Source organism: Micrococcus sp. GbtcB5, assembly GCF_019091605.1.
Lineage (GTDB): Bacteria > Actinomycetota > Actinomycetes > Actinomycetales > Micrococcaceae > Micrococcus > Micrococcus luteus.
The window spans coordinates 1-18,694 of sequence record NZ_JAGXJK010000005.1 but is presented as its reverse complement, the minus strand read 5'-3'; the positions used below and the strand labels follow the sequence as shown (position 1 = coordinate 18,694).

Sequence of the window (18,694 nt, the reverse complement as noted above, 5' to 3'; positions counted from 1 at the left end):
ATGCCGAGGTCTGCCGTGCCCCACACCCCCGTCCGCTCCCGCTGCCTGCGCTCCGTCCTGACCGGCGGCGCGGTGCCCCTGCTGCTGCTCACCGGTCTGCCCGCCCAGGCCCACGCCCAGGAGGCGGCGGTGCACACCGTGCGCCCGGGCGACTCCCTCACCCGGATCTCGGCCGCCCGCGGCGTCTCCGTCGCCGACCTGCTGCGGTTCAACGGCCTGGGCCTGGAGACCGTGCTCTACCCGGGTGACGAGCTCCGCCTGACCGGCGCGGCGGCCCCGGCCCCGGCCGCGGGGACCTACACGGTGCAGCCGAACGACGGGTGGTGGGTCATCGCCCGCCGCACCGGCGTCTCCGCCGCGCAGCTGCAGCGGCTCAACGGCATGAGCGCGTCGAGCATGCTCCACCCGGGCATGGTCCTGACCACGCAGCGCACGGCCGCCGCACCGAAGGCCCCCGCGTCGCCCGCCCCGACCACGACCCCCGCCACCGCGCCGGCGTCGACGACCCCGACGGCGGCCGGCGGGACGGTCCGGTACACCGTGGTCTCCGGCGACTCCCTCTGGGGGATCTCCCAGCGGTTCGAGGTCTCCATCCCCCGTCTGCGCGAGCTCAACGGCCTGACGCGGGCCTCGACGCTGCACCCCGGCGACGTGCTCGTGATCTCCGACGGCACCCTCGAGGTGGAGCCGGTCTCGGCCGTCCAGGCGGTCGGCGACACCTTCCTCGGGCGCACCTACGCGCCGCACGTGACGGCCTCGGCGAACGAGAACCTGCGCCTGCTGCGCTCCGTCCCGCAGCCCACCCCCGAGCAGATGCAGCAGATCGTCCGCGAGACCGCCGAGCGGATGGGCGTGGACCCTCGCCTGGCCCTGGGCCACGCGTACACCGAGTCCCGCTTCCGCATGGCCTCGGTCTCCCCCGGCAACGCCGTGGGGGCGATGCAGGTCATCCCGATCACGGGCGAGTTCGCCTCGGAGCTGGTGGGCCGCGAGCTGAACCTGCTGGACCCCCACGACAACGCGGTGGCCGGCGTCGCGTTCATCAAGTACGTGCAGGACCGCACCCCCACCCTCGATGAGGGCATCGGGGCCTACTACCAGGGCCTCGGCGGGGTGCTGGACAGCGGCCTGAACCCGGAGGCACGGGACTACGTGGCCAAGGTGCGCGCCGCGATGGCGATGTTCTGATCCGCCGGCGGCGGACCGCCCCGAGGGGTCCGCCGCCTGTCCTACCCTGGGACGATGAGCAGCGCACGCCGCGACCCCCTCGTGGGGGGCATCGTCGACGGCCGCTACCGGGTCGTCGAGCGGCTGGCCCGGGGCGGCATGTCCACCGTCTACCTGGCCGTGGACGAGCGTCTCGACCGCCAGGTGGCGCTCAAGGTCATGCACCCGCACCTGGCGGAGGACCCCGTCCTCGTCGGCCGGTTCGAGCAGGAGGCCAAGACGACGGCGCGGCTGTCCCATCCGCACGTCGTCGCGGTCCTGGACCAGGGCCACACCGAGGCCGAGGACGGCGACGTGCTGGCCTACCTCGTGATGGAGCACGTGCCCGGCCGCACGCTGCGCACCGTCATCCGGGACCGTGCACCGCTCTCGCCCCGGGAGGCGCTGCGATTCCTGCGTCCGCTCGTCGACGGCCTGGCCGCCGCGCACGGCGCCGGACTGGTGCACCGGGACGTGAAGCCCGAGAACGTGCTCGTCCGCGACGACGGCCGGGTGACGGTCGCGGACTTCGGCCTGTCCCGCGCCGCCACGGCCCACACCATGGCCGGGCAGGCCGTCGTGGGCACACCCGCCTATCTCGCCCCCGAGCACATCGCCGGGGCGCCCGCCGACGCCCGTTCCGACGTGTACGCCGTGGGCATCATCCTGTTCGAGCTGCTCACGGGCCGCCAGCCGTACACCGCGGCGACCGCGCTGCAGGTCGCCTACCGGCACGTCCACGAGCGGGTCCCCGTGCCGTCCACGCTGCACCCCGGGCTCCCCGAGGACCTCGACGACCTCGTGCTGTGGTGCACCGAGCCGGACCCGGCCGACCGGCCCGCCGGTGCCGGCGAGCTCCTGCACCGCATCGAGGCCGTGGCGGCGGGCCTGGACCCCGACGCACCGGACCGCCGCCCCGCCGCGCAGCCCGCCGAGGGCCCGGGCGCGGACCCGGCCCCGGCCGGCCCCGCCGCCGATGGCCTCGAGGATGCGGCCCCGGACGGGAACCTGGAGACCCGGGCCCTCGACGCCGGCGACCACCACGCGACGCGCGTGCTCCCCGCCCTGGCCGAGTCCGACCTCGACGAGGACATGACCGACGTCATCGACACCCGTGTGGCGACGCACGGGGGCGACCCGCGGCCCGCCGCGCGCCCGGCGGAGCCGATCGGCCCGCTCGGGCTCGACCCCGCTCCGGCGGACCGGCATCCGGGGCGCGGCTCCCGGCGGCGGCTGCGTCGGGCGGCCCGCCGCCCCGCCCTCGACCTCGGCCAGGGCACCGGCCGGGCCGCGGCGATCGGCGCGGCCGTGACCCTGCTGCTCACCGGCGTCGCCCTGCTGCTGGGCTGGACGCTGGGCTCCGGCGGCCTCGGAGTCGGTGGTGTGGCGGTGGTCCCCGACCTCGACGGGCTGGCCCGGGAGGCGGCGGAGGAACGGCTGACCGCCGCGGGCTTCACCGCGGCGGTCACGGCCCGGCATGACGAACTCCGCACGGAGGGCACGGTCGTCGCCAGCTCACCCGCGGCCGGGGAGCCGGCGGGGCGCGGCGCCCCCGTCGAGCTCACCGTCTCCGCCGGCCCCGCGCCGGTGCCGGTGCCCGACCTGACCGGCGTCGTGATCCGGCAGGCCCACGGCGTGGCCCGGGACGCCCGATTCACCGTGGAGGTCGCGGAGCGCCGCACCGATCCCGCAGTGCCGGCCGGGGCCGTGATCGAGCAGCACCCGGCCCCCGGCGAGCAGGCGACGCCGGGCACCGCGGTCCGCGTGGTGCTCTCCGAGGGCCGCGCCGTGCGCCCGGTGCCGGACATGACCGGGCAGGATCCGGAGACGGCGCACACGACGCTGGCGGACGAGGGCTGGGACGCCCGCGTGCATCGCCTGCCGCTGCCGCTCTCCGCCCGGGGCGAGTCCCGGGTCCTGCACCAGTCCCCCGCCGCCGGGACCGCGCTGCCGGAGGGCACCGCGGTCCACGTCTGGGTCGGCTGAGCCGGGGCGTGCCCGGCCGCGCGGTCAGGCCCGCGGCGCGCGGCGCTCGGGGTGCGAGAGGGCCTCGGTGACCTTGAACGCCATCTCCAGGGACTGCTGGTGGTTCAGCCGCGGGTCGCACAGCGTCTCGTAGCGGGCGTCGAAGTCGGCCTCGTTGATCGGGTCGGAGCCGCCCAGGCACTCGGCGACGTCGTCGCCGGTCAGCTCGACGTGCATGCCGCCCGGGTGCGTGCCGAGCTCGCGGTGCACCTCGAAGAAGCCGCTGACCTCGTCCATCACGTCCTCGAACCGGCGGGTCTTGTAGCCGTTGGCCGCGGTCACGGTGTTGCCGTGCATGGGGTCGGTGACCCACACCGGCTCCAGCCCCGCGTCGCGGACGCCCTCGACGATGCCGGGCAGCACGTCCCGGATCCGCTCCGCACCCATGCGGGTGATGAAGGTCAGGCGGCCCGGCTCGCGCTCCGGGTCCAGCCGCTCGGCGAGCTCGAGCGCGTCCGCGACCGTGGTGGTCGGGCCGAGCTTCACGCCGATCGGGTTGCGGACCCGGGAGAGGAAGTCGACGTGGGCGCCGTCCACCTGGCGGGTGCGCTCGCCGATCCACAGGAAGTGGGCGCTCGTGGCGTAGGGGTCGCCGCTGCGTGAGTCCACGCGGGTCAGGGCACGTTCGTAGTCGAGCAGGAGCGCCTCGTGGGCCGAGTAGAACTCGGTGCGGCGCATGGCCTCGAAGTCCACGCCCGCGGCGTTCATGAAGCGGACCGCGCGGTCGATCTCGGCGGCCATCTCCTCGTACTGGGCGTAGGCCGGGTTGGCCATGAAGCCCTGGTTCCACTGGTGCACGCTGCGCAGATCGGCGAAGCCGCCCTGGGTGAAGGCGCGGACCAGGTTCAGGGTGGAGGCGGAGGTGTGGTACGCCTGCACCATCCGTCGGGCGTCGTGCCGGCGTGCCTGCTCGGTGAACTCGTAGCCGTTCACGATCTCGCCGCGGAAGCTGGGCAGCGTGACGCCGTCGCGGGTCTCCGTGTCCGAGGACCGCGGCTTGGCGAACTGGCCGGCGATCCGGCCCATCTTCACGACCGGCATGGAGGCGCCGTAGGTCAGCACCGCGGCCATCTGCAGGATGGTCTTCACCCGGGCGCTGATCCGGTTGGCGGTGGACCCGGCGAACGTCTCGGCGCAGTCGCCGCCCTGCAGGAGGAACGCGCGGCCCTGGGCGACGTCGGCCAGACGGGCGCGCAGCAGGTCGACCTCGCCCGCGAAGACGAGCGGGGGCAGGGCGCTCAGCTCGGCGACGGCGGCGCGGTGATCGGCCTCGTCCGCCCAGGACGGCGCCTGTGCGATCGGCAGCGAGCGCCAGTGGTCCAGGCCGGGGATGTCGGCGGCGCCCTCCGAGATGGCGGTGCCGAAGGCCAGGATCTTCTCGCGGGGGTCTTCAGTCATGTGCACCAGGCTAGGGGCCGCGTGCCGCGCCCCGGTCTGAGCGTCCCCGGATGACGACGCGCGGGCCCCGCTCAGTCGCGGGCGCGTGGCGGAGCGGCCGTACGGCCCGCCTTCACGTCCGCCGCGTAGGTGTCCACGTACTCCTGGCCCGACAGGCGCCGGATGGCCTCCATGATCTCGTCCGTCACCTCCCGCAGCACCCGGGGGTCGCCGACGGCCTCGGCACGGTCGGAGAAGTCCAGCGGCTCACCGAAGATCATGCCCAGGCGCCGGATCCGCGGCAGCACATGGCCGATCGGCTGGACCTGGTCCGTGCCGATCATCGCGATGGGCACCACGGGCGCGCCCGAGGCCAGCGCGAGCTTGGCCACGCCGATCTTGCCGCGGTGCAGCCGCCCGTCCGGGCTGCGGGTGCCCTCCGGGTAGATCCCGAGCAGCCGGCCCTCCCGCAGCGCCTCGAGGCCCGCGTCCAGCGAGCGCAGGGACGCCTCTCCGCCGGAGCGGTCCATGGGCAGCTGGTTCGCCGCCTCGAAGAACCGGCGGGTGACCCAGCCCTTCACGCCCGGGCCGGTGAAGTACTCACGCTTGGCCAGGAAGTGCACCTGGCGGTCGAGCATGGCCGGCATGAACACCGAGTCCGAGACGGACAGGTGGTTGCTGGCCAGGATCGCCGGGCCCTCGGCCGGCACGTTCCCGAGGCCCTTCACCCAGGGGCGGAACAGCAGGCGGGTGGCCGGAGCCACGGCGAACGTCTTGGCGGACCAGTAGAACGTGGACACGAGGGCCTTCCGGTCGGGGCGGTCGGGTGCCTGCCCATCGTATGGTCCGCCTGCCTTACCCTGGCACCATGCCCCGCCCCGTCGCCGTCGCCCCCGAAGACCTCCCCCTGCGCCTCATGCCCGCCGCTCCCGCCCGGCGCGACCACTGCGTCGTGCTCCTGCACGGGTTCACCTCGACTCCGGCCTCCGTCCGCGCCTGGGCCGAGGGGCTCGCGGCAGGCGGCTCCCCCGTGAGCGTGCCCCTGCTGCCGGGGCACGGCACCCGGTGGGAGGACCTCGCCGCCACCGGTGCGGACGAGATCCGCGCCGCCGTCCGGGCCGTCGTGGACCTCGAGCTCGCCCGACACGGCCGCGTGGTCATGGCGGGCATCTCGATGGGCGGCGCCCTCGCGCTCGACGCCGCCGCCCACCGACCCGTGGCCGGGGTGCTCGTGGTGAACCCCGCGCTGCGCTTCGCCAGCCCGCTCGCCCCCTTCGCCCCGCTGCTGGCCCCGTTCGTCCCCACGGTCGCCCCGATCGCGGACGACATCGCGGACCCGACGGCGCGCGAGCGCGCCTACCCCCGCACGCCGGTGGCCGGCGTCGCCGCCCTCGGCCGCATCCAGCGGGCCGCCCGCCGCGCCCTGCCGCGGATCACCGCTCCCGTGACGGTCTACCGGTCCGCCCGCGACGCCGTCGTGCCCGCCTCGAGCCACCGGACCCTGGTGCGGGGCCTGCGCCAGGCCCCCGTGGAGGTGGTGGGACTGCCCCGCAGCCGCCACGTCGCCACGCTCGACTACGACCTGCCGCTGCTGATCGACCACGGCCGGAGCGCGGTCGCCGCCATGACGACGCACTGAGTCGCGCCCGGACCCTGCCGCTGCCGGTTGTAGAGTGTGCGTGACACGACTCACACATACTTCCGTTCCGCCGACCATCGGTCGGCGGGACCGACCCGACGCCCGAGGAGTCCCATGCACGAGATCAGCGAGCCGTACCACCACCCCCGCCTGTCCCCGGAGGCGAACATCACGGACTTCCTGGAACGCCAGGCCACGGAGCGTCCCGACCACGGCCTCTTCGCGGTGCCCGACGCGCAGGACCAGTGGACGGACGTCTCCGCCCGGGACGCCCGCGAACGCGTGCGGGCCCTGGCCAAGGGGCTCATCGCCGCCGGGATCCAGCCCGGGGAGACGGTCGGTCTCCTGGCCTCCACCCGCCTGGAGTGGACACTGGTCGACTTCGCCATCTGGTATGCCGGCGCGGTCACCGTGCCCGTGTACGAGACCTCCTCCGTCAGCCAGGTGTCCTGGATCATCGAGGACTCGGACGTGCGCGCCGTCGTGACCGGGAACGAGGACCTCGCCAAGACGGTGCGGGACGCGGTGCAGCGCGAGGGCCTGCCGGAGCTGATCGGCCTGTGGACGATGGACCCGGCCGACGGCGCCCCCGGCTCCGGCCTCGAGGCGCTCGTCGCCCTGGGCGCGGACGTCACCGATGAGGAGCTCGAGACGCGCCGGTCCTCCGCCGGCCTGGCCGACCTGGCGACCATCATCTACACGTCCGGCACCACGGGCCGGCCCAAGGGCTGCGAGCTCACGCATGAGAACTTCGCGGAGCTCGTCAACCAGACCCTGTTGTCCTCGCTCGGCGACGTCGTGCGCCAGGACACCTCCACCGTGCTGTTCATCCCCCTGGCGCACGTGTTCGCGCGCTTCGTCTCGGTGCTCACCGTCGCCGCGGGCACACGCTGCGGGCACGTCTCGGACATCAAGCGGCTCTCGGTCTCGTTGCAGACCTTCCAGCCGAGCTTCGTGCTGGCCGTGCCGCGCGTGTTCGAGAAGATCTACAACGCGGCGCTGCTCAACGCGCAGAGCGGCGGCAAGGAGAAGATCTTCCGCCGTGGCGCGGACGTGGCGATCCGCTGGTCCCGGGCGCTGGACTCGGGCCGGATGACGGCGCCCCTGCGGCTGCAGCGCGCGTTCTACTCCGCGCTGGTCTACCGCCGGATCCGGACGGCCATGGGCGGCCGGCTCGCGTACGCGGTCTCCGGCGGCGGCCCCCTCTCCACCGACCTGGCGCACTTCTTCCGCGGCGTGGGCGTGACCATCCTCGAGGGCTACGGCCTCACCGAGACGACGGCCCCCATCACCGTGGGCCGGCCGGACCGGCTGAAGATCGGCACGGTCGGACACCCCCTCGGCGGCAACCAGGTGCGGATCGCCGAGGACGGCGAGATCCTCACGCGCGGCACGTCGCTGATGCGCGGCTACCACAACCGGCCGGAGGCGAACGAGGAGGCCTTCGAAGACGGCTGGTTCCGCACCGGCGACCTCGGGGCCCTGGACGACGACGGCTTCCTCACGATCACCGGCCGCAAGAAGGAGCTGCTGGTGACGGCCGGCGGCAAGAACGTGGCACCGGCGATGCTCGAGGACGCGATCCGCAGCGACGCGCTCGTCTCCCAGGTGATGGTGGTCGGCGACGGCAAGCCCTTCATCGCGGCGATCGTCACCCTCGACACCGACACCCTGCCCGCGTGGCTCGCCGCGAACGGGCTGCCGAAGGACCTCGACGTCGCTGCGGCCGCACGCGAGGACGCGGTGCGCCGTCACATCCAGGAGGCCGTGGACAAGGCCAACAGCCTGGTCTCGCGCGCCGAGGGGATCCGGGAGTTCCGCATCCTCGACCGCGACTTCTCCCTGGAGGAGGGCCATGTGACCCCGTCCCTGAAGATGCGCCGGTCGGCGATCATGAAGGACTTCGCCGCGCAGATCGCGGACATCTACGGGGAGCCCGCCCCGCAGAACTGAACGCCCCTCGACGACGGCGCCCGGCCCCCGCGGCCGGGCGTCGTCGTCCCCGCGGGTCCGGTCAGAGCAGACCGGAGTCCGGCACGTCCAGGCCCAGCAGCGCGTTCTCGACGACCTCGGTGAGGGCCGGGTGGGGCCAGTACTGGCCCCGCGCGAGCCGGTGGGCGTCGATGCCGAACGCCATGCCGGTCACGAGCGGCTGGATGAGGTTCGCGGCCTCGTGCCCCAGGATGTGCCCGCCCAGGATCCGTCCGGTGGCCTTCTCCGCGACGACGGTGCACACACCCTCGGTGTCCTCCATGGCCCAGCCGTAGGCGACGTCCCCGAAGGGCTGGGTCTTCACCGTGATCGCGTCCGCGCCGTAGTCGGCGAGCGCCTGCTCCACCGTGAGCCCGACGGAGGCCGCCTGCGGGTGGGTGAACACGGCCGCCGGCACGGGGCCGAGCGTGTTGGCGCGGAGGTCGTCCGGATGCTCCAGGTTGTGCGCGACGACGCGGGCCTCGTGGTTGGCCACGTGCTTGAGCTGCCACGTGTTGGCGACGTCCCCGAGCACGTAGACCCCCTCCACCGGCGCGCCGTCGGAGAGTGCGCGCTGGTGCTCGTCGCTGGCCAGGATGCCGTCGTCGGTGACGTCCAGTCCCGCGGCGGCGGGGTCGAGGCGGTCCGTGTTCGGCGTCCGGCCGACCGCGATCAGCACCGCGTCCGCCTCGATGGCCTCCTCCACGATGCCGGTCTGCTCCTGGCCCTCCGCGCGATCCAGGCGCACCCGGACCCAGCCGTCCGCGGCCCGCTCGGCGTCCTCGACCGGTTCGATCCCGGCCGGGGTCCACCCCGTGCGCAGGTCCCACCGCCGGGCCGCGATCTTCGTGAACGTCGTGGACACGGACATGTCGTGCTGCTTGAGCAGCCGGTGGCCGCGGTTGACCTGGACGACCTCGGTGCCCAGCCCGGCGAAGACGGACGCGAACTCGCAGGCGATGAACCCGCCGCCCACCACGAGCAGCCGCCGCGGCAGCCGATCCAGTCGCATGACGGTGTCCGAGGTGTGCACCGACGGCAGGTCCAGGCCCGGGATCTCCGGGAGGGTGGGCCGCGACCCCGCGGCGACCACGACCTGGTCCGCCGTGATCTCCCGACCCGAGGCGGTGCGCACGCGGCGGGGACCGACGAAGCGCACCTCCTCCTGGATCACGCTCGTGTAGTCCAGATCATCCCGGCGGTGGCGCAGCCCGTCCCGGCTGATGCCGTCGATGCGCGTGAAGATGCGGTCCCGGATGGCCGGGAAGTCGGCGCCCGTGAACTCCAGCCCCACCCCGAGGCTCCGGGCCTCGGGCGGCAGCGCCGCCAGGCTGGCCGGGTAGGCGTACATCTTGGTGGGGATGCAGCCGACGTTCAGGCAGGTGCCGCCGAACGGGCCGGAGTCGGCGATCACGACGCTCCGGCCCTTCCAGTGTTCGCTGACCAGGGAGTTCCCCGATCCGGATCCGATGATGAGCAGGTCGTGGTGTTCCGCAGTGGTGGCCATGCCTCCCAGGATAGGCACGGGCCCGGACGCGGTGGCGTCCGGGCCCGTGGGGCGGCCCGCCGGCGGCGGGCTCACGCGGGGCTCACTCGATCACGAGCAGCAGGTCTCCGCCGTTGACGGGCGTGATGCCCTCCGTGACCACGCGGCGCACGGTGCCCGCGACCTGGGCCGTGATCGCGGCCTCCATCTTCATCGCCTCGATCGTGGCCACCGCCTGGCCGACCTCGACGGCGTCGCCCTCGGCCACCTGGACGGTGACCGAGCCCGCGAACGGGGCGGCGACGTGGCCGGGGGTGCCGGGGTCCGCCTTCTCCGCGGTCCGCACGGTGGACTCGATCGAGCGGTCGCGGACGGTCATCTGGCGCAGCTGGCCGTTCAGGGTGACCATCACGGTGCGCATGCCCTTCTCGTCCGGCTCGGAGACGGACATGAGGGTGGCGAGCAGCCGCACACCGCGTCCGAGCGAGATGACGTGCTCGCGCCCGGGGACGAGGCCGTAGAGGAAGTCGCGGGTGTGCAGGGTGACGGTGTCCCCGAACTCCTCGCGGTGCGCCTCGAACTCCTTCGTGGGGCCGGGGAAGAGCAGGCGGTTCAGCACCCCGCGGCGGGTCTGTCCGGCCTCGCCGAGGGCGCTCGAGTCCTCCGCGGAGATCTCCACCATGCCCGCGCCCTCGCGGCGACCCTGGAGGGCCTTGGTCCGGAAGGGCTCCGGCCAGCCGCCGGGCGGGTCGCCGAGCTCGCCGCGCAGGAAGCCGATCACGGAGTCCGGGATGTCGAACTCCTGCGGACGCTCCGCGAACTCCTTCGGGTCCACGCCGGAGCCGACCAGCTGCAGCGCCAGATCGCCCACCACCTTGGAGGACGGGGTGACCTTGACGAGGTGGCCGAGCAGGTCGTCGGCCGCGGCGTACATCGACTCGATGGCCTCGAACCGCTCCCCCAGGCCGAGCGCGATCGCCTGCGTGCGCAGGTTGGACAGCTGGCCGCCCGGGATCTCGTGGTGGTACACGCGGCCGGTCGGGGCGGGCAGCCCCGCCTCGAAGGGCGCGTACGCCGAGCGGACGGACTCCCAGTAGGGCTCCATCGCGGTGGCGGCCTCGAGGCCGAGACCGGTGTCCCGCTCCGTGTGCTCGAGCGCCGCCACCAGGGCGGACAGCGGCACCTGGCTGGTGGTGCCCGCCATGGACGCGGTGGCCGCGTCGACGGCGTCCACGCCGGCCTCCGCCGCTGCGAGCAGGGTGGCCAGCTGACCGCCGGCGGTGTCGTGCGTGTGCAGGTGCACGGGCAGGTCGAACTCGGCGCGCAGGGCGGTGACCAGCTCGCGCGCCGCGGCGGGCCGCAGCAGGCCCGCCATGTCCTTGATCGCCAGGACGTGGGCGCCGGCGTCGACCATCCGGCGGGCGAGGCCCAGGTAGTAGTCGAGCGTGTAGAGCGTCTCCTGGGGATCCGTCATGTTGCCCGTGTAGCACAGGGCCGCCTCGGCCACGGCGGTGCCCGTGGCACGCACCGCCTCGATGGCCGGGGTGATCTGCTCGACGTCGTTGAGCGCATCGAAGATGCGGAACACGTCGACGCCGGACGCCGCGGCCTCGGCCACGAACGCGTCCGTCACCTCGGTGGGGTACGGCGTGTAGCCCACCGTGTTGCGGCCGCGCAGCAGCATCTGGATCGGGATGTTCGGCAGCTCCGCGCGCAGCAGCTCGAGGCGCTGCCACGGGTCCTCGTGGAGGAAGCGCAGCGCGACGTCGTACGTCGCCCCGCCCCAGGCCTCCACCGAGAGCAGCCCCGGCAGGGTGTGCGCGACGGCGGGGGCGGCGGCCAGCAGGTCGCGCGTGCGGACGCGGGTGGCCAGCAGGGACTGGTGGGCGTCGCGGAACGTGGTGTCCGTGACGGCCAGCGCGGTCTGCTCGCGCAGGGTGCGGGCGAAGCCCTCGGGGCCCTGCTCCAGCAGCACCTGACGCCAGCCGCGCGGGGGCACCGCGTCCTCGTTCCGGCTCGGGCCGTCGAAGGGCGAGCGGTCCGGCTCCTGGTGCTTGTCGCCCGGGTGCTCGGGGAGGCGGTCGCGAGGGTCGATGCCCTCGACGCGCGGGCCGTGCGGCTGGTTGACGGTGACGTCCACGAGATACTGCAGGGCCTTGGATCCGCGGTCCTGGGAGCGGTTCACCGTGGCCAGCTCGGGGTGCTTGTCGATGAAGTCCGTGGCGACGTCGCCGCTGAGGAACTGCGGGTCGTCCATCACGTTCATCAGGAACGGGATGTTGGTGGCCACGCCGCGCACGCGGAACTCTGCCAGGGCGCGGCGCACGCGGCGCACCGCCGTGGCGTAGTCGCGTCCGCGGCAGGTGAGCTTGACCAGCATGGAGTCGAAGTGGGGGCTGATCTCCGCACCGGCGTAGATGGTGCCGCCGTCGAGGCGCACACCGGAGCCGCCGGCCGAGCGGTAGGCGGTGATGGTGCCGGTGTCCGGGCGGAAGCCGTTGGCCGGGTCCTCGGTGGTGATGCGGCACTGGATGGCGAAGCCGCGGACCTGGAGGGCGTCCTGGGTGATGCCCAGCTCGGGCAGGGTGGCGCCGGCGGCGATGCGCAGCTGCGCGCCCACCAGGTCGACGTCCGTGACCTCCTCGGTCACGGTGTGCTCCACCTGGATGCGGGGGTTCATCTCGATGAACACGTGCTGGCCCGCACGCTCGCCCGCCGTGTCCACGAGGAACTCGACGGTGCCCGCGTTGACGTACCCCATCTCCTTGGCGAAGGCGACGGCGTCCCGGTGCAGGGCCTGCCGGATCTCCTCGTCCAGGTTCGGGGCCGGGGCCATCTCGATGACCTTCTGGTGGCGGCGCTGGAGCGAGCAGTCCCGCTCGAAGAGGTGCACGACGTTGCCCTCGCCGTCGGCGAGGATCTGCACCTCGATGTGCCGCGGCCGCAGGACGGCCTGCTCGAGGAACACGGTGGGGTCGCCGAAGGCGGTGTCCGCCTCGCGCATCGCGGCCTCGAGGGAGCCGCGCAGGTCCTCGCGGCGCTCGACGCGGCGCATGCCGCGGCCGCCGCCGCCGGCGACGGCCTTGACGAAGATGGGGAAGCCGATCTCCTCGGCCTGCTCCAGGAGCCACTCGACGTCGGCGCTCGGGTCCGAGGAGGCCAGGGTGGGGATGCCCGCGCGCTTGGCCGCGCGCAGGGCCTCGACCTTGTTGCCGGTCAGCTCGAGGACGTCGGCGGGCGGGCCGACGAAGGTGATCCCGTTCTCGGCCGCGGCGCGGGCCAGGCCGGCGTTCTCCGACAGGAAGCCGTAGCCCGGGTAGATCGCGTCGGCCCCGGCGTCCTTGGCCACGCGGATGATCTCGTCCACGTCGAGGTAGGCGCGCACGGGGTGGCCCTCGTCGCCGATGCGGTAGGCCTCGTCCGCCTTCTGGCGGTGGATCGAATTGCGGTCCTCGTAGGGGAAGACGGCGACGGTGCGGGCGCCCAGCTCGTAGCAGGCGCGGAAGGCGCGGACGGCGATCTCGCCGCGGTTGGCCACCAAGACCTTGGAGAAGACGGCGCCGGCTCCGGTCGACCCGGCCGCGTCCTCTGGAGGGGTGAAGTTCTCGACAGGTGCGGTCATGGTTGGGAGTGTGTCACACCGCGCCGGAGTTCCGCCTCATGTCGCGCACAGTCACCGCTGCGAGACGAAAGATGACTGACTCGGCCCTCCGGGGCGCCCCGGGGTGGAGGGTCAGGCGGAGCGGCGGGCCCGACGCCGCCCGGCCAGCTCGTCCCCCGGCTCGGGGGCGCCGACCACGCTCTCGCGGGGCAGCTCGGCGAGGCTGCCCTCGACCTCGCGCCACACGCGGCCGACGGCGATCCCGAAGACGCCCTGGCCGCCCTGGACGAGGTCCACGACCTCGTCCGCCGAGGTGCACTCGTACACCGAGGCGCCGTCGCTCATCAGGGTGATCTGCGCCAGGTCCTCGACACCCCGCTCGCGCAGGTGGCCCACGGCGGTGCGGATCTGCTGGAGCGAGACGCCGGTGTCCAGGAGGCGCTTGACCACCTTGAGGACGAGGATGTCGCGGAACGAGTAGAGCCGCTGGGAGCCGGAGCCGGAGGCGCTGCGGACCGTGGGGACCACGAGGTCCGTGCGGGCCCAGTAGTCGAGCTGGCGATAGGTGATGCCGGCGGCCTTGCACGCGGTGGGACCGCGGAAGCCGACGTCGTCGCCCCGGGTCGCGCCCTCGTCGAAGAGCGTGCCCTGGGTGCCGAGCGCGGGGGGCCGGCCAGGACCTGCAGTGGGTGTCACGGGGAACCTCCTGGTGCGGGGCCCCCGGTGCGGGAAGGGGACGCGACCGTCATGTGCCGCCGGTGACCGTGGCGGCGCTCCCCGGTGACCGTGGGGAGGACGACGGAGGCGCCCCGGGTGGCGGGGCCCTCTTCCCCTCGAAGGTACGCGCGGGTCCGGGGGCGGTCAACGAAGCTGGCGGCGCGGCCGCGCCGTGTCGCGCCGGCTCCGCTCAGGCGAAGTCCTCGGGGCGCACCGTGTCCAGGAAGTCGCGGAAGTCCTCGACGGCGCGCTCCTGGCCGGCGTCCTCCTCCCCCGTCCGCGCCGGCATGCCGGCGTCCGCGAGCACGGCGGGGCTGCCGAGCACGGGGGCGTCGGCGCGCAGGGCGACCACGACGGCGTCCGACGCGCGGGCGTCGACCCGGGCGCCCGTGGAGAGCACGAGCTCGGCGTGCACGACCTCGTCCCGGACCTCGGTGAGCCGCACCCGCACGACCTCGGCGCCCAGGGCGCCGACGGCGGCCAGGAGCAGCTCATGGGTGAGGGGCCGGGGCGCGCGGACGCCCTCGAGCGCGAGCGCGGCGGCGGCGGCCTCGGGCGCACCCACCCACAGGGGGACCATCGTGCGGCCGGGCGGATCCACCAGCAGGATCACGTGGTGCTGCTCGGGCAGCTCGACGCGCACGCCGAGCACGGAGAGCGGCACGTCGCCGACGTCGTCGGCGGGCACGGGGCGCGGCTCAGTCATCCCACTGCTCCAGCCCCTCGGCCACGAGGGCCGCATGCAGCCGCAGGCTGGCCTGCGCGATCTCCCGTGCCGAGCGGGCCACGCGGGGGCGGGTGCCGGCGTCGCGGCGGGCCTGCAGCGGGGCGACGGCGCGCTCCACCAGGCCCAGTTCGCGGTCGGCCGCGGCCCGCAGCGGGCGGAGGTGCCGGGGCTCCAGGCCGTGGCCCGCGAGCACGACGGCGGCCCGGGCCACGTCCATCGCGTGGCTCGGGTAGCCGCCGTCGGGATCGACGGGCAGGAGCGAGTACTGATCCAGCTCGGCCAGCAGCTCCTCGCCCGCACCGGATTCGGCGGCGAGCTCGGCGCGGGTCCACGACCGGCGACCCCCGGCGACCTCGCGGCCGAGCCGCTCCGCGTCCGAGGACGCCGGGACCGCCGCGGTTCCGGGCAGGCCGGTGGGGCGTTCGCCGCGGTCCAGCGCGGCCAGGTGGTCGGCGATGACCTTGAGCGGCAGGAAGTGGTCGCGCTGCAGGGCGAGGACGAACCGGAGCCGGTCCACGTCCCCGGGCCGGAAGCGCCGGTAGCCGGCGGGAGTCCGCTCGGGCAGGACGAGGCCGCGGTCCTCCAGGAAGCGCACCTTGGACGCGGTGACGCCGGGGAATTCGGCTTCGAGGGCGGCCACGACCTCGCCGATGCCCAGCCGGCCCGCAGGGCGGGCGGCGGGGACGGCGTCGGGTCGCGGGCGCGGATCGGTCACGGGGATGACGGCTCAGCCCCGCGCCGGCCCGGCGTAGTACGTGAGCCGGTACTTGCCGATCTGCACGTGCATCCCGGAGCGCAGCAGGATCTCGTCCACGCGGTCGTGGTTCACGAAGGTGCCGTTGAGGGAGTTCAGGTCCACGAGCCGGTGGCCGCCGTCCTCGGCCCGGAACTCCGCGTGACGACGGGAGACGGTGACGTCGTCGAGGAAGATGTCCGCGTCCGGGTGGCGCCCCACGGAGACCACGTCCTCGTCCAGCAGGAAGCGGGCCGACTGGTCCGGGCCCTCGTGGGCGAGCAGCAGCGCGGAACCGGCCGGGAGGGCGCGGATCGCGTCCGACTCCTCACGGGTGAGGTCCGCCGAGACCAGCGGCGCCAGCTCGGTGAGGTTGATGGCGGAGGTGGACAGGTCCGGTTCACGTCCGGGCTGGTTCATGGGGTGCTCCTGTGCGGGGGCCGGCGCCGCGGCGCCGGAGGGAGAGACGAAGGGGACGCCGTCGCCCCGCCGGCCGGCGGCGGGGCGACGGCGGACGGGGCTCAGCTGGTGTGCGAGGCGTAGCCCTCGGCGTCCATGAGGCCCTCGAGCTGGGCCTCGTCCGCGAGGGTGATCTCGAACAGCCAGCCGCCCTCGTAGGGGGCGGAGTTGACCAGGCCGGGCTCGCCGTCGAGCTCGTCGTTGACGGCGGCCACGGTGCCGGAGACCGGGGCGTAGATGTCCGAGACGGACTTCGTGGACTCGACCTCGCCCACCGCGGTGCCCGCGGTGACCTCGGTGCCGACCTCCGGCAGGTCCACGTACACGACGTCACCCAGCGCATCCTGGGCGAAGTCGGTGATGCCCACGCGGACCGTGCCGGCGGCACCGGCCTCGGCGATCCACTCGTGCTCGGCGGAGTACTTCAGGCCTTCGGGGATGGAGCTCATGGAGTGCGCGTCCTTTGTGTGGTCGGGAGGGATGACGTCGTCTCGCAGACTACCGAGCGGCGCGTGATTCGCGCCACTGGCGTGCTCAGAGCACGCCGCGCATGCCGCGACGCACCGGCTTGGCGATGGCCAGCACGATCAGGCCCACGCCGAGGGTGACCGCACCGATCGTGCCGAAGTAGCCCACCTCGTTCTGCTCCGAGTAGGAGCCGGCCAGGGAGCCGGCCAGGGCCGTGCCCAGGGCGACGGACAGGTTGTACAGCGACACCATCATCACCGGGAAGCTGCGCGGGGCGACCTTGGTGGCCAGGGAGAGGCCCACCGGGGAGACGAGCAGCTCGCCCATGGTGCAGACGAAGAGGATCAGCGTCAACCACAGCAGCGGCACGGCGGCGACGTCGGCCACCGGGATGAACAGCAGGAAGGCGATGCCGATCAGGACGATGCCGATGCCGAACTTCACCGGGGTGGCGGGCTGGCGGGTGCCCAGCTTGGTCCACAGCGCGGCGAACACCGGGGCGAACACGATGATGAAGATCGGGTTGATGGAGTTGACCCACTCCATGGGCATGAGCCAGCCGAACAGGTTCCGGTCGAGGCGGTGCTCGGAGTACAGCGCGATCACGGTGAACTGCTGCTGGAAGAGGGCGAAGAACACGGACGTGCCGATGAACAGCGGGATGAACGCCTTCACGCGCGAGCGCTCCTCCTCCGAGACCTTCGTCGAGGTCAGCAGGACCGCGAAGATCGCGATGGCCGCGACGGCGGCGAGCACGACGACGGCGTCGGAGAGGTTGCCCAGGGTGATGACGTCCGTGAGGAACAGGGCCACGACGACGGCGACCATCCCCAGGCCGATCAGGCCCCAGCGGCCGTACTGCGACCGCGGCAGCGGATCCGGGACCCGGTGCACGTCCGTGGGCAGGTTCTTGCGGGTCAGGGCGTACTGCGCCAGGCCGATGGCCATGCCGGCGGCGGCGAGGCCGAAGCCCACGTGGAAGCCCATCGTGTCGCGTGCCAGGCCGGTGAGCAGCGGGCCGAAGAGGGCGCCGATGTTCACGCCCATGTAGAAGATGGAGAAGCCGGCATCGCGCTTGGGGTCCTCGCGGGAGTACAGGGAGCCGACGAGGTTCGTGGCGTTGGCCTTGAGGCCGCCCGAACCGACGGCGACGAGCACGAGGCCCAGGGTCAGGCCCGGGACGCCCGGGACGAGGGCCAGCGCGATGTGGCCCAACATGATCCCGACGGCGCTGACGAACATGGTGCGCTCGGAACCGAGCAGGCGGTCGGCGACCCAGCCGCCGAGGATGCAGAACACGTACACCATGCCGCCGTAGGCGCCGACGATGCCCGTGGCCACGGCCGGGTCGATCCCGAGGCCGCCCTCCGCGGCGGTCCAGGACATGTAGTACACGAGCATCGCCTGCATGCCGTAGAAGGAGAAGCGCTCCCACAGCTCCACGGAGAACAGGTTCGCCAGCGGGCCGGGCTGGCCGAGGAACGGGCGGCCGCGCCAGTCGGGGGTGGCGTCGTCGGGACGGGTGGCCGTCGACGCCGCCACGCGGGCGGACGGCTCGACGTCGGGCACGCGGCCCGCGAGAGGATTCTGGGGATTTTCCACCGATCTACTGTCCTCCCCTGAGGGAGCCAGAGCAAACTCCCCGCCCGATGACGCCGATCACATCCGCGGCCCGGGCGGCGTCCGTCCTAGAGTGGAGGCCGTGTCCGTCACCTCCGAGATCGCCCGTGCCCGCTCGCTCATCCGTGTGGTCCCCGACCATCCCAGCCCGGGCGTGGCCTTCCAGGACATCACGCCCCTGCTCGCCGACGCCCGCGCCCTGAGGGCGTGTGTTGAGGCCCTGGTGGCGCCGTTCGAGGGACGCTTCGACCTCGTGGCCGGCCTCGAGGCCCGCGGGTTCCTGCTCGCCGGGGCGGCCGCCGTCCTGACCGGCACCGGCCTCGTGCCGCTGCGCAAGGCCGGGCGCCTCCCGGCTCCCGCGGCCCGTGCGGGCTACACGCTGGAGTACGGGACCGCCAGCATCGAGGTCTCCGGGGACCGCGGGGCCGGGCCCCGGGTGCTCCTGCCCGACGACGGCCCCGCCCCGGGCGGCCCCCCCGCCGCCGGCCGGCGGCTCATCGAGGCGCGGAGTGCGGAGGTGGTGGGCGCGGCCTGCCTGCTGGAGCCCACGGCCCTCGGCGGCCGGGCCGTCGTGCCGGACACGCACGTGCTGTTCGCGGCCTGAACCGCCCCGCCCGACCCACGGAGAGTGGCGGACCCGGCTGCTCCGCGCCGGGTACGGCGGG

Annotated in this window: 15 protein-coding genes; 5 read left to right on the top strand and 10 right to left on the bottom strand. The window is 73.9% G+C overall.

The window, feature by feature from the left end; genetic code table 11:
• Nucleotides 1-15: 15 nt before the first annotated feature.
• The gene (locus KVS67_RS02690; protein ID WP_063189735.1) at nucleotides 16-1,188 is read left to right on the top strand and encodes a LysM peptidoglycan-binding domain-containing protein; all 1,173 of its coding nucleotides are present in this window, start codon (nucleotides 16-18) and stop codon (nucleotides 1,186-1,188) included.
• Nucleotides 1,189-1,242: 54 nt separating this feature from the next.
• Nucleotides 1,243-3,192 carry a Stk1 family PASTA domain-containing Ser/Thr kinase gene (gene pknB, locus KVS67_RS02685; protein WP_208011606.1) on the top strand — a complete coding sequence of 650 codons (1,950 nt, stop codon included), beginning with the start codon at nucleotides 1,243-1,245 and terminating at the stop codon, nucleotides 3,190-3,192.
• A 24-nt stretch (nucleotides 3,193-3,216) separates the two neighbouring features.
• Here the strand turns inward: pknB and KVS67_RS02680 are convergent, their stop codons facing one another.
• Both KVS67_RS02680 and KVS67_RS02675 read right to left on the bottom strand, forming a co-directional pair.
• Nucleotides 3,217-4,629 (bottom strand): class II 3-deoxy-7-phosphoheptulonate synthase, encoded by a 1,413-nt coding sequence (locus tag KVS67_RS02680; protein ID WP_036316682.1) that lies wholly within the window; start codon nucleotides 4,627-4,629, stop codon nucleotides 3,217-3,219.
• Nucleotides 4,630-4,700: 71 nt separating this feature from the next.
• Nucleotides 4,701-5,408 carry a 1-acyl-sn-glycerol-3-phosphate acyltransferase gene (locus KVS67_RS02675; RefSeq protein ID WP_036384573.1) on the bottom strand — a complete coding sequence of 236 codons (708 nt, stop codon included), beginning with the start codon at nucleotides 5,406-5,408 and terminating at the stop codon, nucleotides 4,701-4,703.
• Nucleotides 5,409-5,476: 68 nt separating this feature from the next.
• On the opposite strand from KVS67_RS02675, the gene KVS67_RS02670 reads away from it, so the two are divergent.
• Both KVS67_RS02670 and KVS67_RS02665 read left to right on the top strand, forming a co-directional pair.
• The gene (locus KVS67_RS02670; protein WP_036316677.1) at nucleotides 5,477-6,247 is read left to right on the top strand and encodes a carboxylesterase; all 771 of its coding nucleotides are present in this window, start codon (nucleotides 5,477-5,479) and stop codon (nucleotides 6,245-6,247) included.
• A gap of 114 nt (nucleotides 6,248-6,361) precedes the next feature.
• A complete protein-coding gene (locus tag KVS67_RS02665; RefSeq protein WP_063189739.1) occupies nucleotides 6,362-8,200 on the top strand; it encodes a long-chain fatty acid--CoA ligase in 1,839 nt (612 codons plus the stop codon).
• 61 nt (nucleotides 8,201-8,261) lie between these two features.
• On the opposite strand, the gene KVS67_RS02660 is transcribed toward KVS67_RS02665, so the two are convergent.
• From KVS67_RS02660 to KVS67_RS02625, 8 genes are all read right to left on the bottom strand, one after another.
• Entirely contained in the window at nucleotides 8,262-9,725 is a 1,464-nt protein-coding gene (locus tag KVS67_RS02660; RefSeq protein WP_036316674.1) for a mycothione reductase, read from the bottom strand.
• An 82-nt stretch (nucleotides 9,726-9,807) separates the two neighbouring features.
• Nucleotides 9,808-13,326, bottom strand: coding sequence for a pyruvate carboxylase (locus tag KVS67_RS02655; RefSeq protein WP_063189743.1), 3,519 nt, complete (start codon nucleotides 13,324-13,326; stop codon nucleotides 9,808-9,810).
• Between the two features lie 111 nt (nucleotides 13,327-13,437).
• A complete protein-coding gene (locus KVS67_RS02650) occupies nucleotides 13,438-14,001 on the bottom strand; it encodes a MerR family transcriptional regulator (protein WP_036384587.1) in 564 nt (187 codons plus the stop codon).
• Nucleotides 14,002-14,212: 211 nt separating this feature from the next.
• Nucleotides 14,213-14,728, bottom strand: coding sequence for a bifunctional nuclease family protein (locus tag KVS67_RS02645; protein WP_063189745.1), 516 nt, complete (start codon nucleotides 14,726-14,728; stop codon nucleotides 14,213-14,215).
• Complete coding sequence (locus KVS67_RS02640) at nucleotides 14,721-15,464, bottom strand: MerR family transcriptional regulator (protein ID WP_063189747.1); 744 nt, start codon at nucleotides 15,462-15,464, stop codon at nucleotides 14,721-14,723. The genes KVS67_RS02645 and KVS67_RS02640 overlap by 8 nt, the downstream gene beginning before the upstream one ends.
• A gap of 12 nt (nucleotides 15,465-15,476) precedes the next feature.
• The gene (locus KVS67_RS02635; protein ID WP_002854606.1) at nucleotides 15,477-15,902 is read right to left on the bottom strand and encodes an FHA domain-containing protein; all 426 of its coding nucleotides are present in this window, start codon (nucleotides 15,900-15,902) and stop codon (nucleotides 15,477-15,479) included.
• A 101-nt stretch (nucleotides 15,903-16,003) separates the two neighbouring features.
• Nucleotides 16,004-16,390 (bottom strand): glycine cleavage system protein GcvH, encoded by a 387-nt coding sequence (gene gcvH / locus KVS67_RS02630; protein WP_002854607.1) that lies wholly within the window; start codon nucleotides 16,388-16,390, stop codon nucleotides 16,004-16,006.
• A gap of 85 nt (nucleotides 16,391-16,475) precedes the next feature.
• On the bottom strand, nucleotides 16,476-18,011 hold the full coding sequence (locus KVS67_RS02625; RefSeq protein WP_082836651.1) for a peptide MFS transporter: 1,536 nt from the start codon (nucleotides 18,009-18,011) through the stop codon (nucleotides 16,476-16,478).
• Nucleotides 18,012-18,111: 100 nt separating this feature from the next.
• Here KVS67_RS02625 and KVS67_RS02620 point away from each other — a divergent pair, with 100 nt between their 5' ends.
• Complete coding sequence (locus KVS67_RS02620; protein WP_217564738.1) at nucleotides 18,112-18,633, top strand: adenine phosphoribosyltransferase; 522 nt, start codon at nucleotides 18,112-18,114, stop codon at nucleotides 18,631-18,633.
• Nucleotides 18,634-18,694 lie beyond the last annotated feature (61 nt).

Coding starts and splice junctions, on each gene's coding strand:
- pknB (WP_208011606.1), top strand. CDS start 1,243: ATGAGCAGCGCACGCCGCGACCCCCTCGTGGGGGGCATCGTCGACGGC.
- KVS67_RS02680 (WP_036316682.1), bottom strand. CDS start 4,629: ATGACTGAAGACCCCCGCGAGAAGATCCTGGCCTTCGGCACCGCCATC.
- KVS67_RS02670 (WP_036316677.1), top strand. CDS start 5,477: ATGCCCCGCCCCGTCGCCGTCGCCCCCGAAGACCTCCCCCTGCGCCTC.
- KVS67_RS02665 (WP_063189739.1), top strand. CDS start 6,362: ATGCACGAGATCAGCGAGCCGTACCACCACCCCCGCCTGTCCCCGGAG.
- KVS67_RS02660 (WP_036316674.1), bottom strand. CDS start 9,725: ATGGCCACCACTGCGGAACACCACGACCTGCTCATCATCGGATCCGGA.
- KVS67_RS02655 (WP_063189743.1), bottom strand. CDS start 13,326: ATGACCGCACCTGTCGAGAACTTCACCCCTCCAGAGGACGCGGCCGGG.
- KVS67_RS02645 (WP_063189745.1), bottom strand. CDS start 14,728: ATGACTGAGCCGCGCCCCGTGCCCGCCGACGACGTCGGCGACGTGCCG.
- KVS67_RS02635 (WP_002854606.1), bottom strand. CDS start 15,902: ATGAACCAGCCCGGACGTGAACCGGACCTGTCCACCTCCGCCATCAAC.
- gcvH (WP_002854607.1), bottom strand. CDS start 16,390: ATGAGCTCCATCCCCGAAGGCCTGAAGTACTCCGCCGAGCACGAGTGG.